This window comes from Paenibacillus sp. J31R30, assembly GCF_059692115.1.
In genome coordinates, this window is the sequence record NZ_JCAUAV010000002.1 from 1,217,429 (window position 1) to 1,234,518 (window position 17,090).

Here is a 17,090-nt window from a genome sequence, read left to right on the forward strand (position 1 = left end):
AGTAATAAAGATACCGCTTTCATATTAAAAGGAGGCTTACATACCGTGAAAAAGAGAAACGTAAACACGATCGCTTCAATCGCAGTGATGACTTTGATTTTAAGTGCATGTGGAAGTAACAGCAGCACCACTTCAACGAGTTCGAGCAGCCCGGCAACGCAAGTAAGTCCAGCAGCAGCAACGGCAGCTGCAACTGCTGAAGCGAAACCGAAGGATGTAAAGTTGGTTGTATGGGATTGGTTTTACGGGGATACGAGCAAAGGTCTTGGGAAGGTCTTTAAGGAAGCCGACGAATCTTTCATGAAGAAGTATCCTTATATCAAAATTGAGCATGTGGGTCAGCCGGCCAACGATGATTTCCGCAATTTGTTCAAAACGGCGATGATGTCCAAGGATGGTCCAGACGTGACGCTGTACAACGGAGGCAGCAATTTGCAGGGTGTGAAAGAATCCCTATTGCCGCTTGAAACGCTTCTTGATCCGGCTACACAAGAGCAATTGAACTTCCCGTTAGGTAAAAAAGAAGACCCGGTTCAGTTCGCTGAGCATATCTACTTAGCACCGATTTCCGTTCAAGGTTCTATCTGGTACTACAATAAGAAATTATTTAAAGATGCGGGTCTTGATCCGAATAAAGCGCCGGCAACGTGGGATGAATTGCTAGCCGCAAGCAAAACGCTGAAGGACAAAGGCATCACGCCAATTGGTACGACGGCCAAAGGCGGAGCCAATGCCAATGCATGGCTGACTTCATTGCTCTTTAACTCTTTATCTTACGAGGAGTTAGCGACCTTCCGTACGGCGGATCACATCAAGTGGACAGATCCGAAAGTGGCGGGAGCTCTACAGAAGATTCAAGATCTACGGGATTTAGGCTATTACAACAAGGACGCGACTTCATTGGCCCTATATCCAGATCAAGCGAATATGTTTAAAAATGGGAAAGCAGCCATCATCAGCGGCCTATGGTCTGATACATTGAATTGGAAGGAACTTGGAGATGGGATTGGGCATGACAATGTCGGCGTATTCGTTTTCCCAAGTATCGGGTCGGTGCAGCCGAAGACACAATTCTCCCTCTTTGACACAGGTTGGGGAATTACAAGCTGGACCAAACAGAAGGATGCTGCGAAGCTATATATCCAACATATGACAAGTGCAGATGTGCAATTGGCTGCGTTGAAGGAAGCGGGCACATTCCCAAGTAACAAGAACGTGGATATGACGAAAGTTGATTACCCCGTACTGAAGGATATGATTAATATCTATAAAAAAACAAGCCAATCCAGCCCGCATGTACCAGGTTTGATTGCGAACAAGCAAGAATGGACAGATTTTAAAACGAATTATGAGCTAGTGATTGGCGGGAAAATGAACATGGATCAAGTATTAGCTAAAGTGCAAGAGGTTGCGAATAAAAAGTAAATGACAGTAAGGAGAAATAGCGGAAACGCTATTTCTCCTGCAATTATTATGTAAAGAGCCCCTAACTAGGGGGGATTTTCCAGCGGCGATTGAAACTTTATCAGCCTGGAGGTATATTATTCCTATAATCTAAGAATAGAGGTTGATTTTATTGTCCATTCAATCATTGGACCGTGCGTTGGATATCCTAGAATTATTGTCTGCGAACAATTCCTCAATGCCACTGAAATCAATCGCTCAGCAGCTCGATTTGTCCGTAAGTACTGTGCATAATCTAATTAGCACAATGGTAGATAGAGGCTATGTGCAGCATGTTGGAGCCCGCGGTGGCTTCACACTTGGTTACGGTCTTGTAGAATTGGCTTCCAATGTTATGGTGCTGCATCATATTAATGATATCGTGAAGCCCTTCGTTTTGGAATTATACGAAAGATCAGAACGAGAATCTTCGTACTATAGTGTGCTAAGGAAGAATGGCATCGCAACGGAAATTTACTATCCAAGTTCATATACACTGAGTGTGACGCTGGGAGCGAGTTTATTAGATAAGCTGCACTGCTCTGCACAAGGGAAGATTTTCCTGGCCTATATGACGCCGCAGAAGCTGGAGAAATATCTAGAAACGCACCCGCTGGAGAAATGCGGACCGAACACGATCACGGATAAGGAAGAGCTTATCGCTCATCTGAAACAAGTGCGTGAGCAAGGCTACGCATTGAACATGGAAGAAACGGAAGATGGCGCATGCGGTATTGCAGCTCCGATCTATGAGCAAGGACAGATTGCGGTGAATGTATTAGCGATTGGATTGCCTGAGATCAGGATGCGGCATAAGAAGGATCAGCTGATTGAAATTGTGACTGAAATTTCCCAAAGAGCTTCATTGAAAATCAAGGAATGCCTTGCTGACAATAAAAGCGAAGAAGCGTAAAGACATCAGACATGAACCGAAAGCAAGTACAAATTGAATATTGAAAGGATAGTGCAATGTATGTTGCCTTCCTTTTCATCTTTGTATACGCTTACATTTGTGGAAGGGGAGCTCGATTAGCAGCAAGAAAGTCGTCAATTTAACATTTTAGGGAGGGATCAATAATGAGATGGAAATCTTCGGTATTGGTTTATTTGTGCATCGTTTTATCGGTGGCAATGATAGGTGTTTTACCTTCGACTAGTTATGCGGCAACCATCAATGTGGAGGCTGAGAGTACGACACTCACGGGTTATGTATCCGATACTTCGCTAGCTGGAGCTAGTGGAGGTGCCTATGTCAAAACAACGGGAACGGGAACTGCGACATATACGTTCGCAGGCACGACAGGCGACTACTCAATGAATGTCGTCTATTACGATCATACCAATGGTGCTGCAACCTTCCGTGTCAAACAAAATGGCACTGTGATCGACGAATGGTTTGCAACGGATAAACATACCAGCAAATGGATGACGCGACGCGTGAAATCGAATTTCGCAGTTGCTGCCGGTGATGTGTTTACGGTGGAGGGCGTATCCGATGCGAGTGACGCCGCTTTCTTGGATAAAATTCAATTTACGGATCCGATCATAACGCCTGTGAAGACGACCGCCACGCTCATTGATGATATCTTTTACCAATTTAATTACACAACAGACGGGACGAATCAATTTCCAGGTGGTTGGGATTCAGATGTAAGCGGAGGCACGATAACCAATATCTTTGATACCGATACATCGAGCTATGATCGCAGAATCAAACTGGATGATACCAGTACGATCAATCCGATTCAGATGAGCAAGCCCTTCCCAGATCAATCAGGGAAAATAGTGTATGAAGCCGCATTGAAATTGACGTCGGCAATGGATGGCGTAAAGTTCCAGCTGCGGAATGACAGCGTTGTAGGTGTAAGCATCAAAACGGCTGGAGGCAATCTGGTGGTTGAAACCTCCTCGGGCAGCACGACCTTACAAGCCTACAGTACGAACACTTGGTATGGTCTCAAGGTGGTTGCAGATACCGCAGCGAATACGGCTGATATTTATGTCAATGGTGTACTGAAAGCGAGCGGAACAGCCTATCTGAATAGCGTTACTAAGCTAAATCGTGTCTATGTTTCTACATCGCAGGCAGGTACAGGGCAATTGCATCTGCATGGGATTAAGCTCTATAAAGGCTATTTGGTGAAGGAGAATTTCTTCAGCTCTGGCACGAGTATTGTGCCAACAGATTGGACGTATATAGCTCCAGGCGGATCGGGTTCTGTACAAAATCAGTTTTCCCAGCAGTCGGATAACCTTCGCGTGTTTAAGTTTGATGATACGAGCGCAACAGGCAACGTGGAGATTTCCAAAACGTTTGCTGCTCAGACAGGCAAAACAACGTTAGAATACAATGTCATGTTACCGACCAAAGTGGATAACTTCTATGCGGAGTTCGACAGCGGAACAACAACAGCAGTCAAGGTATATACCGCCAATGGAAATTTGAGCTATGAGAACAGTGGCGGTGCGCCTGTCACCATTTGGAGCAATTACAAAGCGAATGTGTATTACAAAATAAGAATTGAAGCAGATGCTTCGACAGATAAGGCAGATATCTATGTCAATAATGTTCTCACAGCAACCAATGTAGGGTTTAAAAATGCAGTAACTTCGATCGATAAGGTGAGGTTTTCGTCATCGACTGGCAATAGCGGCGTCATGTATGTCGACGATATTGAGGTATTTCTGACGCCAGTCATGCCTTCAACCTATGTGCCAACCCCAGCTTCCATTAGTGGAAGCGACGCATACCTCGTAGGGGTGCAGCATTTCAGCGGATGGCGCGAGGGTACGCATAATGGTTGGGAGGCTATCACTAAGTACGCGGATCGCAAGCCGTTAATCGGTTGGTACGATGAAGGTAATCCGGAAGTGATGGATTGGGATATTAAGTGGTGGGCTGAAAATGGGATCGATTTCTTCTTTACCACATGGTTTCGCAATGTAGGCGGTAAGGGCCAACCCGTGAAAACGCCATTTCTGGATCACGGCTATGACGCATATTTTAAATCGAAGTATCAAAATTATGTGAAGTTCGCGATTACCTACGAGAATGGGAATGAAGAGCGCGGTGTAAGTAATCAGGCAGATTTAGTTGGCAACTTATTCAACTTTTGGCTGGAGCATTATTTCAAGAATCCGAACTATTTGAAAATAGGAAATAAACCGTTATTGGGTATTTATTCCCCAGATAAGCTGAAAAGTCAGCTTGGCGGCACGGATGCCAATGTGAAAACGGCGCTGGACGCGCTTCGTGCAGCAGCAGTGAGCGCTGGATTTGACGGACTTATCATCATAACCGAAGAACGGTCGATGAACGCGAGTCGAATTGCTTCTTTTAAAAATCAAGGCTATGACTCCTACTACTCCTATGTTGGGCCAACAACGACGAGTGGGATGGCAAGCCAGAAGAACGCCGGCAGCGGTAACTTGGAGGATATTCCGTCCCCATCCGTTGGTTGGGCAGATAAACCTTGGTATGGCAACACATCGGATTCGAGAATCAGCCCATCGACCTTCCAGTCCTTACTTCAATGGACCAAGGATACGCATATGCCGACTTATTCGACGGGAGCATTGGGGAAATCCATGCTGCTTCTCGACAATTGGAACGAATACGGCGAAGGTCATGTGATCAATCCATCCATTGAAAACGGATTTGGTTATGTGAATGCGATTAAGAATGTATTCCTGCCAGCGGCTGCCGCACCATCGAATGCCACACCAGATAGTATTGGACTAGGTCCGTACGATAGCCTCTATCCAAGGCTGTGGAGGACACCGCTTCTAGAGCTGCCGGCTTCACCTAGTTCCTTAAATGCTTTTCCTGGCAACGCAGCCGTAGGTCTAGATTGGAGTTCGGTTACAGGGGCGACATCCTACAATGTGAAAAGAGCAACATCCGTGAGTGGACCTTACACAACCATAGCGACAGGTATCACCAATTCGTATTATGTCGATACAACCGGACTAAGTAATGGAACTACGTACTACTATAAGGTATCGTCATCCAACGCTGTAGGTCAGAGTACTGATACGACCGCTGTAACTGTTAGCCCGGGAACTACCTTTGAAGATCTCGTCGATGACGGTGATACGGGCTATGTAGAGACGGGGACTTGGTACGCGAGTGGCTTAGGCGGTTACGCGGGAGACTCACGATTTACCTTGGATACTTCCACTAGCTATGCGACATGGACACCCATCATTGCGACTGCGGGAGCTTATGAGATATTTGTTCAATATCCTACCAATGCGGCTAATGTAGCTGTGACGTATTCGGTTACTCATGCTAGCGGTACAACCAACGTTGGTGTCAATCAAGCCGTTGGCGGAGGGACATGGGTTTCCTTAGGTACATTCAACTTTAATTCAGGTGCAGCTGGCAGTGTGCGGCTTGTTGGCGCTGGTGGAGGCGCTCCAACTCGAGCTGACGGGATCAAGTGGGTTAAATAGTGTCATCAAAAAAGGAAGGCTGGAATCAAATGGATGCGATCTTGAATCATCTCGTGGAGAAATACCCTGAGCTTCAAGTGTGCAAGACCGATATTGAGCGAGCATTCGAGACCATGCGGGACTGCTTTCAGCAAGGCGGTAAAGTGATGCTGTGCGGAAACGGTGGCAGTGCCGCAGATTGCGATCATATCGTTGGCGAACTCATGAAAGGCTTCATGTCCCGCCGTGCATTGACTGAAGAGAAGATGGCAGAGATTCGCAGCTTATTTCCTGGCGATGGCGACTATTTGTCCGCACATTTGCAAGGTGCCCTGCCAGCAATTTCGCTAACAGGGCATGCATCCCTCATGTCGGCATTTGGGAATGATGTGGCGCCCGAAATGATATTTGCGCAACAGGTATTTGGCTATGGCAATCGAGGAGATGTCTTATTTGCACTTAGTACATCAGGGAATTCCTTGAATGTCGTCCGGGCTTTGCAAATTGCGAAGGTGCAAGGTGTACGAACCATTGGTCTAACGGGGCAAAATGGGGGGAAGTTTCGGGAACTTTGTGACGTTACCATTTGCGTCCCGTGGCTGTCCACACCGGATATTCAAGAAAGACATCTGCCGATTTACCATGCATTGTGCAGGATGCTGGAGGAAGCGTTCTTCCCAACCACCTAGTAAGGAAGGAACGAAGTGATATGACTTGGTTAGCAGGGATTGACATTGGGGGTACCAAGTGTGCAGTAAATGTAGGGCGTGTTCAATCAGATGGCGGCTTAGAGCTTTGTGGGAAAATCCGCTTTTTGACATCGGGATCACCAGGTGAAACCATAGACCAAATCATGGTTGCTTTGGATTCTCTTCTAGCTGAACTTGCATGCAGAGAGGGGCTAGAAGCCATTGGGATTAGCTGCGGGGGACCCTTGGATAGCACTAAGGGGCTTATATTATCACCGCCTAATTTGCCAGGATGGGACGCCGTAGATCTATTCACGCCTCTGCAGCAACGATACGGTGTGCAAGCAGCGCTTCAAAATGATGCCAATGCGTGTGCATTGGCGGAATGGAAATGGGGCGCTGGCCAAGGCAGCCGCAACATGATTTTTTTAACTTTTGGCACAGGCATGGGTGCCGGGTTGATCTTGAATGGTGCACTCTATGCGGGCACGACGGATATGGCTGGTGAAGTAGGCCACATGCGACTTGCAGATGATGGCCCCGTTGGATACGGAAAGGCGGGATCATTTGAGGGCTTCTGCAGCGGAGGCGGTATCGCGCAAATGGCGCAATCCGTTGCTCTTCGCAAGTTAAAAGAAGGGACACCTGTCTCCTTCTGCCGATCAGAGTCCGAACTGGGCAGCGTGACAGCGGAGTCGGTTGGCCTAGCTGCGCAACAAGGCGATACGGCGGCAATTGATATTTTGCAGCTGACAGGACGCAGACTTGGCCAAGGACTTGCCTTATTGATCGATATACTTAATCCCGAAATGATCGTAATTGGGAGTATCTATGGACGTCAGCAAGCTATTTTAGAACCTTATGTCATGCAAGAAATTGAGGAGGAAGCGTTGCAGCTTGCTAGTCGCGCTTGTCGCATTCTTCCAGCTCAGCTCGGCGAAAGAATAGGCGATTACGCGAGTTTATCTGTTGCGTTACATGGCTTGAAGGAAAGATAGTGAATCTAAAAGAGAATCCATGAAAATGTATCCTCACTTACACCAGCTCACTCTTTGTGATATCATCTAATGAAAAAGCCTGCTTGGTGGTCTGTGGGGGATAAGAATGGAACGAAAGTATTGGGTCCCAGCGCTGGAAAGAGCACAAGATGTGCTCCAGCTTATAGCAGCGGAGCCCTCGAAGCTGAAATTGATGGATTTGAGCACATCGACGGGCATTAATAAAAGCACGATGTTTTCCCTTTTACATACAATGGAAACGTTGAATTGGGTGATCAAAGAGAAGGGTGACACGTATACGTTGGGCTCTTTTTTCGGTGTGATTGGCAATGCCTATTTTGCTGGGATGTCATTGGTGAAGCTTTTTGAAGAAAAGGCGGCCCGTTCCGTAGAACAACTTGGTCAAACGATCCAGTTAGCCCGATTGGAGAAGGGGGAGCTTGTCTATTTGGCTAAGAAAGAAGCAGCGACGCAAGTCCGTCTGATCTCTGAGCCAGGTATGCGTTTACCCGCTTACGCAACGGCAATGGGAAAGGTACTGCTGTCTGTGTTGCAAGATGAGCAGGTGCTCTCTCTCTATGAGGAAGGCAGCTACCAGCCATTTACGCCGAATACGGTTCGGAGCGGTGAAGAGCTTCTGGAACAGCTTCGTATCACAAGGGAGAACGGTTTCGCGGTTGATCTAGAAGAAATTGTGCTCGGTTTTTGCTGTTTGGCCATGCCAATTGTCGATCGCAAAGGCAGTCGGATTGCAGCGGTGAGCTGCTCCATGCCGGTGCATCAATGGACAGTGAAGCAAGAGCTGGCGAAGGAAGAAATGAAGCTGCTTGCACAGTCACTGTCAGCCATCTTTTAAAGAAATATAAACTAGCTGTGCATTCGGAGATCGGAGAGCAGCTAGTTTTTTTGGATTGACGATACGGAAAACGGATGATAAACTACAGTTATAATTCTAAATATAAAACTAAGTTTATTATAATAAACAGAGGAGTTGATACCAAATGAGATTGCTTAATAAGGTCATCATGATTACAGGTGCAGGTTCAGGGATAGGGAAAAGCACAGCGCTGCTTTTTGGTCAAGAAGGAGCCCATGTTATCGTTAATGATTTGGATGCGATCAAAGGGGAGGAAACAGCTTCCGAAATTCAAGCGAATGGCGGCAAAGCGCTCTTCTTACAGGCGGACGTAACGGATCCAGAATCCGTCAAGTCGATGGTTGATCGTGCCATTGAAGCATGTGGACGTATTGATGTTCTTTTCAATAATGCAGGAATTAGCGGTGTTGGTGCCCTTCATGAGCTAGAGCCTGAACAATGGGATCGCGTTATTCGTGTTAACATTCGCGGCGTGTTTCTACCGTCCAAATATGTCATCCCTCATATGATGGAGAAGCGCAGCGGGTCTATTATTAACATGTCCTCTTGCATAGCGGAAATTGGATTGGCTAGACGCGCATCTTATGCAGCGACCAAAGGAGCGGTACTAGCGTTGACGAAATCGATGCAAGTCGATTATGCACCGTACCAGATTCGTGTGAATGCGCTCCTTCCAGGTACAATTTTGACGCCTTTTGTTGAGAACTATTTGAAAACATCTTATGATGATCCTGAGGCTGCCATTAAATCACTCAAAAGCAGACAGCTTAGCGATGAACTCGGAACGCCAGAGGATGTTGCGCAAGCCGCGTTATTCTTAGCTTCGGATGAATCCAAATTCATGATGGGCTCGCCTTTATACATCGATGGCGGCGCCGTATTCGGCAAGAATGCTTAGATAAAATCAGTTAAATCCAATTTACCTATTTGAGAGAGGATGTTATCTTTTGAAACTAGTCACGATTGATCATTCCGGTGTACGTCATCTTGGTGTAAAGCTTGAGAATTCCGTATTCGATATTACGGAGGCATTGAAAGCGTTTCCTGAAGCAGGTATTCCTACCGACATCATGTCTGTCATCGGTAATTCAGAAACGGTATTACCTCAGATTGAACGGTACTTGGCAAAAGTAACAGAAGGGTCAGAAGGGAATGCGTTCTTATTAGACGAATCCCAAGTTAAGTACGGTCCTTGTGTTACCCAGCCTGGCAAAATTATTTGTGTTGGCCTCAACTATCGCAAGCACGCTGAAGAAACCAATGCTGCAATCCCGCAGTATCCGATTTTGTTCAATAAATTTAACAATACGATTGCAGCGCAAGGTGATGATATTCCGCTTCCTAATCGCGTTACAAGTCAGGTTGATTATGAAGCTGAGCTGGTGATAGTTATCGGAAAGCAAGCAAAATATGTGTCCAAAGAGAATGCTTTGAGCCATGTGTTTGGTTATTGTAATGTGAATGATTTATCCGCACGTGACTTGCAAATGCGTACACAACAATGGCTGCTGGGCAAATCCTGTGATAAATTCAGTCCGCTAGGGCCGTACTTGGTCACAGCTGATGAAGTAGGCGATCCGAACCAGCTGAAAATCTCGTGTACGGTGAATGGTGAGACGAGACAGAATTCACATACATCGGATATGATTTTCCATTGCGATGAAATCGTCAGCTACATTTCTCAGCATATGACGCTGTCGCCTGGTGATATTATTTTGACCGGAACGCCTGAAGGCGTAGTATTGGGTAAACCCGTGGATCAACGTGTGTACTTAAAGCATGGCGATGTTGTAACCATTGAGATTGAAAAGCTAGGTGCATTGACGAATCGTATGGTGGATGAAATTATTAATTAGTTTTTCAAAGAAGCACTTTTACAAAGAAAGCACTCTTGCAGCGAGAAAAGCACTTGCTTCTCTCGCGAAATGCATAGGGTGCTTTTATTTTTTTCTAATTGACAGTGCTTCGTATTGATCTTACAGTAGAGGTGTATGTGGGAATATTTAACAAAGGAGGCGTGTGGTTTGGCGGATAAGACGCTGGAGTTACAAGCAGGCATCAGATTGTGGTGGGTGCCAAAAGACACAAATGAGGATACGAAACCTATTCGTTACGAAATTTATTGTGGAAAATCGCTACTTGCAAGTACGACAGCAGCAGAGTATATATTGGCGAAAGATCTCGGGTACCCTGAACTCAAATTTATTGTGAAAGGCTTCGATAAAGACAATAAACTTGTAGCTACAGAGAACATTCAAGTCAACCTCGAAATTCCGAAGGTAATGGATCATTTCACTTGGCATACAACCTTAGGACGTCAATTTAGATTTGCTATTTTTGCCTACTTATTCCTCCTTATTATGCTCTCTCCGCATCTCATCTTATATATTGCAAATGGCCATCTTGCCTTCGACCCCAATAAACATACCCTATTTCACTTGCTAGAAATCACTGAACCATTCAAGTTGTACGCCTATTGTGGTTTGGCAGCGATTAGCGGTCAAAGCATATTTCTGATGCTGGACTATTTCAAATACATACGAAATCAATCATTAAATCTCAGAACCTATTGGATTTATTACACGGTTCGTCCTTGGATTGCCGGTGTTTGTGCTGTAATTGCTCTCGCGCTTGTGCAAGGCGGTTTACAACTGTTTCCTTTTTCTGATCCGACTAAGCTGGAAGTGACATCCGGTGCTGGCGTAGTGGGGCTTGGGTTTCTTGCTGGTTTTAGTTTGCACAAAATCCTTAATAAGTTTTACAGGTTAACTGGAACCATGTTTGATGATGACAACGGAGCACCGCGTCCAGCAGTTGCAGGAAGCGATGCTGGAAAATCCAAGACGCTAGACAGTTAGCGTGTTCTTCATAAACAACCTGCCCAATCGGCAGGTTATTTGATTTTCTAAATTGATTTAAAGACACAATAACGATTTGTCTTTTATTCGATCTACGACGTATACTTATTCATAATGATGAAGTAAAGGAGCCGCCATATATGGATAGTCCGAATCGTATCGCCATAGGTATTCTAGGGCCGGAAGCTCTGGTAAATAAAGTATTAAGCGTCATCGCGACGTCCTTTCCTTCCTTTGAACCCATTGCGCACGCATATTCAGCAGAAACTGCGCCAGAGGTAGCTGAGAAACTGCTGTTAGAGGTTGAAGTGCTGCTTGTTACAGGACCGACGCTCTATCGACGCGTGAAGGAACAGATTGTCACGCATCTGCCTGTCCATATGATCCCGCTGACAGATACAGGACTATTTAGCGCTTTATATCGGTTGCGCAGTAAGCCGGAGCTTCAATCAACGGATACGGTGTTTAGTATTGATTCGTTCACATCCTCAGCCTTAAGCAGACACGTGAAAGAGATTGGCGAAGCCTCGGCCAATTTCCTCATTTATGATGGCGTACCTTATCCGCAAATGGAAACGATTCTGGCATTTCATGTGGAGGCTTATCACAAGGGAACTACCCAAGCGGCGATGACAACGGAAAGTGAGGTCGCCGAAGCGCTCAATCAGAGGGGGATTCCATGTGAGTGGATCACGCCGACCGATCAGAACATCACTGTCGCATTGGAGCGCGCGCTTCTATCGACGGAAACTCGTCGTAGTAAAGAAGCGCAAATACTAGTCGGCATGATCAATGTAGATGAGTTCGGTAAAAAGCTTCAGCAACAAAGTACGGAGCATGATATTCAGCGTTTTAAGCTTGAAGTACATCGGAAACTGATCGACTACGTGGAGTCGTTGGATGGCTATTTGACACATCTTGGCGCGGATGAGTATTTGTTTTTCACGACACGAGGGATCTTCGAACGCGAGACGGTTGGCTATAAGTCCGTTCCGCTCGCCCGTGAAGTTTGGAAATCACTAGGCTTGTCTCTTAGTATGGGCATCGGCTTTGGGCGGAGCGCCAATGAAGCGGGTACACATGCGCGACTTGCGCTCCGTAGGTGCAAAGAAGCAGGCGGCAATACGTGCTTCATTGTTCGCGAAGACAAGACCTTGATTGGCCCGCTGGAAATGGCCGATCCGCTCAGTCGGGACTTGTCGGTGACGGATCCTGAGTTGCTTAAGAGTGCTGAGGATGCCGGGATGACATCTACCTATTTGAGTCGCCTAATGACGACTGTTGCACGAACGAGCAAGCTGGAGTATGAGGTACACGAACTTGCGAGTATCCTAGGGGTTACAGTTCGAAGTACACATCGACTGCTGCTGCAATGGATGGATCATGACTTGATTTCGAGTGTTGGTTATGTAAAGGTGCCCAAAGGCAGACCGAAGCAGACGTTCCGACTTCGATTTCTGGAGAACCTGGCCGCCGATCCCAGCGGCGTATAATGGGAGGAAGAGAAACCGCTCTTACGTTGGCTACGTCAATGGGAGCGGTTTTTCATATCTATTTAAAGACAATATAAAGATTTGTCTTTTATGTTCAAGAGTCCGTATACTACAGTCAGGAAGCTATTTAATGATCATGACGTGAGGAGATTGTGAGAATGAGAACACTAGAAGATCTGGATAAAGTCATGTCGACCCCTTCCCAGGCATTAATACAATTTATGCAACAATTGGATGGGGATATTATGCTGCTTGGTGTTGGAGGAAAGATGGGACCAAGTCTAGCTAAGCTGGCAATGAACGCAATTCGAACAGCAGGTGTTGATAAAAAGGTATACGGAGTTTCTCGCTTCTCCGAAAGTGGTTTGCAGGAAGAACTTCAATCCTTTGGGATAGAAACAATTGCGTGTGACCTTTTGAATGATGAGGCTTTGCAGGCACTGCCTGATGTCCCTAATGTCATTTACATGGCTGGCACCAAATTCGGAACAACGGGGAAAGAACACTTCACGTGGGTGATGAACGCATACCTGCCAGGAAGAGTGGCGGAGAAATATCGCAATTCACGCATTGTTGTATTTTCAACAGGCAATGTGTACCCGTTCACACCCGTTGCGTATGGCGGAGCTCATGAAGCGATCAGCCCAGCACCAATTGGTGAATACGGTCAATCCTGTCTAGGCCGTGAGCGAATGTTCGAGCACTATAGTCACAAGAATGGAACGCCAGTATTGATCTACCGTTTGAATTATGCGATTGACTTGCGCTATGGCGTGCTCTTGGAGATTGCAAAGTCGATCAAAGAAGGACGCGCCATTGATCTTTCTATGGGTCACTTCAATTGTATCTGGCAGGGAGATGCCAACGAAATTGCGATTCGATCACTGCTCTCGACAGCAAGTCCAGCTAATTTCCTGAACGTGACGGGGCCAGAGACAGTATCGGTGAAATATGCCGCACAGCAGCTTGGGCAAAGGCTTGGCATAGAGCCGATCTTCAAAGGCCAAGAGTCCGAATCAGCGTTGCTTAGTAACGCAGCGAAGAGCATGCAGCTATTTGGCTACCCGCGGGTTTCTCTTCTCCAGATGTTGGATTGGGTGGCCGAGTGGATCGAGAATGGTGGCAGCATGATCAATAAACCTACGCATTTTCAAGAGCGAGAGGGGAAATTCTAGCGATGACTGAGCGTCGAGAATTAAGTAATGAGCAACGCATTGCGCTGCATGATGGACTTGTCATTCCAGCCCATCCACTTGCCCTAACTCCGGATCGTTTGCTTGATGAGCAAAGTCAACGGGCACTAACACGCTACTATTTGGCTGCTGGTTCGGGAGGCATTGCTGTGGGGGTGCACTCGACACAGTTTGAAATCCGCGATCCGAAGTTCAACTTGTATGAGCGAGTTCTTCGAATGGCTTCGGAAGAGGTGGATCGTGCCGGACTCACCAGACCGTTTATCAAGGTTGCAGGAATCTGCGGGCCTACAGATCAAGCGATTCACGAAACAGATACAGCCATTTCACTTGGTTATGATGCTGCCTTATTATCGATGGGCGGATTGAGCGGCTGGACTGAGGCGCAAATCTTGGAACGAACAGCACGAATTGCCAAGAAAATGCCCGTCATTGGCTTTTATCTTCAGCCATCCGTTGGCGGTAAGGTATACAGCTTTGATTTTTGGAAGCAATTTGCGAACATTCCGGGTATCATCGCGATCAAAATGGCACCCTTCAATCGCTATCAAACGATTGATGTTGTGCGAGCCGTCTGCTATTCGGAGCGTCGCGATGAGATCGCCTTATACACGGGGAATGATGATAACATCATAAATGATCTACTGACTGTTTATAGATTTCAAGTTGAGGGTAAGAACATAGAGAAAAGAATTGTTGGCGGCTTACTTGGACACTGGGCTGTCTGGACACAGAAGGCGGTGGAGCTGTTAGAAGAAGTTAAGGGGGTACGAATGAATCCTGCGCTCGCCTCTGAATGGCTTACGCGCAACATCGAGGTGACCGAAACGAACGCAGCCTTCTTCGATCCTGCTCATGGCTTCGCCGGCTGTATTCCAGGCATTCATGAAGTACTTCGTCGGCAAGGACTTTTGAAAGGAACCTGGTGCTTGAATCCACATGAAGAACTGTCTCCAGGGCAATTTGAAGAAATCGATCGCATGTATAGAGACTACCCACATTTGAATGACGATGCATTTGTGAAGACGAATCTTTCGAATTGGTTATCCTGACAGGAAATAATAGCCCCCGAATGAACTTTCTGATACATTGAAAGTATGGATTACTCATATTTGGGGGGATTTCTTTTGCGCATCCGGTTCGATCGGTTTCCACAAGGTGTTACCAAAGCTTTAACGTTAAGTTATGATGATGGGAAAGTACATGATCGCAGACTCGTGCGTATACTGAATGAGTACGGGATGAAAGGGACTTTTCATTTAAACAGTGGTTTTCTGGGAAAAGAAGGCATCATTGAAGCTTCTGAAGTGGCATCGCTTTTTCAAGGTCACGAAGTGTCTGCACATACGATCGATCATCCATTTTTGGAGCAATCGCCTATGGATCAAATTGTGCGTGAAATCTCGAACGATCGAGAGGCGTTGGAATCCTTAGTTGGCTACCCGGTGCGCGGGATGAGCTTCCCATTCGGCACCTACTCGGACAGCGTGATTCACGCACTTCCCACGCTGGGTATTGAGTATGCGCGAACCGTAGCTAGCCATGGCGGATTTCAAATGCCGAGTGATTTTCTGCGGTGGCATCCAACATGCCATCATAAGCACATGCTTGAGCAGGCGGATGCATTCGTGCAATTAGAACAGAGACATTCTCGGATGTCGCTCTTGTATGTTTGGGGTCACAGCTACGAATTTGAGAACGACAACAATTGGGAAATGCTTGAGCAATTTGGCGAAAAAGTAAAGGGCAGGTCTGATATCTGGTTTGCCACCAATGCCGAAATTGTAGCGTATATGCAAGCGCTTGAACGTCTGCGCTTCTCTGCGAATTGCCGTATCATCCATAATACCTCCGCGATCCCTGTTTGGATCAGTGTCGAAGGAGAAATATTAGTAATTCCAGCTGGTCAAATAGTGAGAATCTAGCAATTTTTTGTAAATTTTCGCAAAAAATCATAGTTTGCTAATAGTTTCTTAACAATATTCAATTACGATATGGGTATCAAAACGTATGAGTTATCCACTGGAAGAATTTCAAAATCGGAGGGATCAATATGGGGCAACGATATGAGTTGGAAGAGAAGATTGAGGCACTAAGAAATGAGCTGAATCTTGCTAGTCAAACATATGGCCTATTGTCTGACACGGTATTGAAACTTTCTATCGCACTGGATGAACTGCTGAATACCTATTATCAGTCACTTTTTCTACGAACTATCGCTTAATTAGAAAACCGAGTTCACACTTGCGAGTGTGAATCTCGGTTTTTTTGTTTTGGCGTGTTCTCTTTGATTGTAGATACTGCTTGTTCACTGGAGTCATTTGACATGGTATAATTTGTGAGGGAATTTATTCTGATTCTTCATGCAGTAGGCTTGGTAAATCAAAGGAGGGTTCGTTACAATGGCAGCATGGTTGGAGCAAGGAGATATCGTTCTATTTCAAGGAGATAGCATTACGGATGCAGGACGTATTCGTGATAATGGCAATGATCTTGGCAAAGGGTACGCACTTATGACAGCTGCACTATTTTCAGCGAAATATCCGGAGAAAAAGGTTACCTTCCTGAACCGCGGGATTTCTGGCAATCGTGTTCCTGATCTACTAGGCCGGTGGCAACAAGACTGTTTGGACTTGAAGCCGAATCTCGTTTCGATTTATATTGGAATCAATGATACATGGCGAAAATTTGATCGCAATGATGGGACTTCGACAGAGAAATTTAAAGAAGGATATCGTCAATTGCTTGACCAAACGGCTAGCACGGGTGCGAAGCTGCTGCTTATCGAGCCATTCGTTCTTCCTGTGCCAGAGGATCGCAAGCTGTGGAGAGAAGATTTGGATCCTAAGATTGACGTTGTTCGTGAATTGGCAAGAGAATTCGGAGCCCGTCTATTATGTTTGGATGGTCTATTTGCACAAGCCTCAACGCAAGCGGACAGCGCTTTCTGGGCGCCAGATGGCGTACATCCATCACCTGCGGGGCATGCGCTTATTGCGAATGCATGGTTGAAGGCAGTCGGAGCTGGAGAGTAATATATTTGGTAGGATACGAAAGCTTCCGCTTGATGCGTGAAGCTTTTTTAGATAGCTGCGAAATGGTCAA

At 46.2% G+C, this 17,090-nt stretch carries 15 protein-coding genes; all 15 read left to right on the forward strand.

Features of this window, described 5'->3' with window-relative positions:
• The first annotated feature begins 45 nt into the window (after positions 1-45).
• The 15 genes from AC58QO_RS11055 to AC58QO_RS11125 all read left to right on the forward strand — a co-directional run bounded on the left by AC58QO_RS11055 (position 46) and on the right by AC58QO_RS11125 (position 17,020).
• A complete protein-coding gene (locus tag AC58QO_RS11055) occupies positions 46-1,425 on the forward strand; it encodes an extracellular solute-binding protein (RefSeq protein WP_497265340.1) in 1,380 nt (459 codons plus the stop codon).
• A gap of 151 nt (positions 1,426-1,576) precedes the next feature.
• Entirely contained in the window at positions 1,577-2,356 is a 780-nt protein-coding gene (locus AC58QO_RS11060) for an IclR family transcriptional regulator (protein WP_497265341.1), read from the forward strand.
• A 164-nt stretch (positions 2,357-2,520) separates the two neighbouring features.
• On the forward strand, positions 2,521-5,898 hold the full coding sequence (locus AC58QO_RS11065) for a golvesin C-terminal-like domain-containing protein (protein WP_497265342.1): 3,378 nt from the start codon (positions 2,521-2,523) through the stop codon (positions 5,896-5,898).
• Positions 5,898-6,566 carry a D-sedoheptulose-7-phosphate isomerase gene (locus AC58QO_RS11070; RefSeq protein ID WP_497265343.1) on the forward strand — a complete coding sequence of 223 codons (669 nt, stop codon included), beginning with the start codon at positions 5,898-5,900 and terminating at the stop codon, positions 6,564-6,566. Before AC58QO_RS11065 ends, AC58QO_RS11070 begins: the two co-directional genes overlap by 1 nt.
• Positions 6,567-6,586: 20 nt before the next feature.
• Positions 6,587-7,564: an ROK family protein gene (locus tag AC58QO_RS11075; protein WP_497265344.1), complete on the forward strand. Its 978-nt coding sequence runs from the start codon at positions 6,587-6,589 to the stop codon at positions 7,562-7,564.
• 106 nt (positions 7,565-7,670) lie between these two features.
• Positions 7,671-8,420 (forward strand): IclR family transcriptional regulator, encoded by a 750-nt coding sequence (locus AC58QO_RS11080; protein ID WP_497265345.1) that lies wholly within the window; start codon positions 7,671-7,673, stop codon positions 8,418-8,420.
• 145 nt (positions 8,421-8,565) lie between these two features.
• Positions 8,566-9,339: an SDR family NAD(P)-dependent oxidoreductase gene (locus AC58QO_RS11085; protein ID WP_497265346.1), complete on the forward strand. Its 774-nt coding sequence runs from the start codon at positions 8,566-8,568 to the stop codon at positions 9,337-9,339.
• Between the two features lie 49 nt (positions 9,340-9,388).
• A complete protein-coding gene (locus AC58QO_RS11090) occupies positions 9,389-10,297 on the forward strand; it encodes a fumarylacetoacetate hydrolase family protein (RefSeq protein WP_497265347.1) in 909 nt (302 codons plus the stop codon).
• 168 nt (positions 10,298-10,465) lie between these two features.
• The gene (locus tag AC58QO_RS11095) at positions 10,466-11,299 is read left to right on the forward strand and encodes a hypothetical protein (RefSeq protein ID WP_497265348.1); all 834 of its coding nucleotides are present in this window, start codon (positions 10,466-10,468) and stop codon (positions 11,297-11,299) included.
• 140 nt (positions 11,300-11,439) lie between these two features.
• Positions 11,440-12,792: a hypothetical protein gene (locus AC58QO_RS11100; protein ID WP_497265349.1), complete on the forward strand. Its 1,353-nt coding sequence runs from the start codon at positions 11,440-11,442 to the stop codon at positions 12,790-12,792.
• A gap of 158 nt (positions 12,793-12,950) precedes the next feature.
• On the forward strand, positions 12,951-13,967 hold the full coding sequence (locus AC58QO_RS11105) for an NAD-dependent epimerase/dehydratase family protein (RefSeq protein WP_497265350.1): 1,017 nt from the start codon (positions 12,951-12,953) through the stop codon (positions 13,965-13,967).
• A gap of 2 nt (positions 13,968-13,969) precedes the next feature.
• The gene (locus AC58QO_RS11110; protein ID WP_497265351.1) at positions 13,970-15,037 is read left to right on the forward strand and encodes a dihydrodipicolinate synthase family protein; all 1,068 of its coding nucleotides are present in this window, start codon (positions 13,970-13,972) and stop codon (positions 15,035-15,037) included.
• A 75-nt stretch (positions 15,038-15,112) separates the two neighbouring features.
• Positions 15,113-15,910 (forward strand): polysaccharide deacetylase family protein, encoded by a 798-nt coding sequence (locus AC58QO_RS11115; RefSeq protein WP_497265352.1) that lies wholly within the window; start codon positions 15,113-15,115, stop codon positions 15,908-15,910.
• Positions 15,911-16,038: 128 nt separating this feature from the next.
• Positions 16,039-16,209, forward strand: coding sequence for a Spo0E family sporulation regulatory protein-aspartic acid phosphatase (locus AC58QO_RS11120; RefSeq protein WP_497265353.1), 171 nt, complete (start codon positions 16,039-16,041; stop codon positions 16,207-16,209).
• A 178-nt stretch (positions 16,210-16,387) separates the two neighbouring features.
• Entirely contained in the window at positions 16,388-17,020 is a 633-nt protein-coding gene (locus tag AC58QO_RS11125) for an SGNH/GDSL hydrolase family protein (RefSeq protein WP_497265354.1), read from the forward strand.
• Positions 17,021-17,090 lie beyond the last annotated feature (70 nt).

Bases quoted from the DNA above. Each gene is read 5' to 3' on its own strand.
- AC58QO_RS11065 (WP_497265342.1), top strand. From the start codon at position 2,521: ATGAGATGGAAATCTTCGGTATTGGTTTATTTGTGCATCGTTTTATCG.
- AC58QO_RS11075 (WP_497265344.1), top strand. From the start codon at position 6,587: ATGACTTGGTTAGCAGGGATTGACATTGGGGGTACCAAGTGTGCAGTA.
- AC58QO_RS11080 (WP_497265345.1), top strand. From the start codon at position 7,671: ATGGAACGAAAGTATTGGGTCCCAGCGCTGGAAAGAGCACAAGATGTG.
- AC58QO_RS11085 (WP_497265346.1), top strand. From the start codon at position 8,566: ATGAGATTGCTTAATAAGGTCATCATGATTACAGGTGCAGGTTCAGGG.
- AC58QO_RS11100 (WP_497265349.1), top strand. From the start codon at position 11,440: ATGGATAGTCCGAATCGTATCGCCATAGGTATTCTAGGGCCGGAAGCT.
- AC58QO_RS11105 (WP_497265350.1), top strand. From the start codon at position 12,951: ATGAGAACACTAGAAGATCTGGATAAAGTCATGTCGACCCCTTCCCAG.
- AC58QO_RS11110 (WP_497265351.1), top strand. From the start codon at position 13,970: ATGACTGAGCGTCGAGAATTAAGTAATGAGCAACGCATTGCGCTGCAT.
- AC58QO_RS11120 (WP_497265353.1), top strand. From the start codon at position 16,039: ATGGGGCAACGATATGAGTTGGAAGAGAAGATTGAGGCACTAAGAAAT.
- AC58QO_RS11125 (WP_497265354.1), top strand. From the start codon at position 16,388: ATGGCAGCATGGTTGGAGCAAGGAGATATCGTTCTATTTCAAGGAGAT.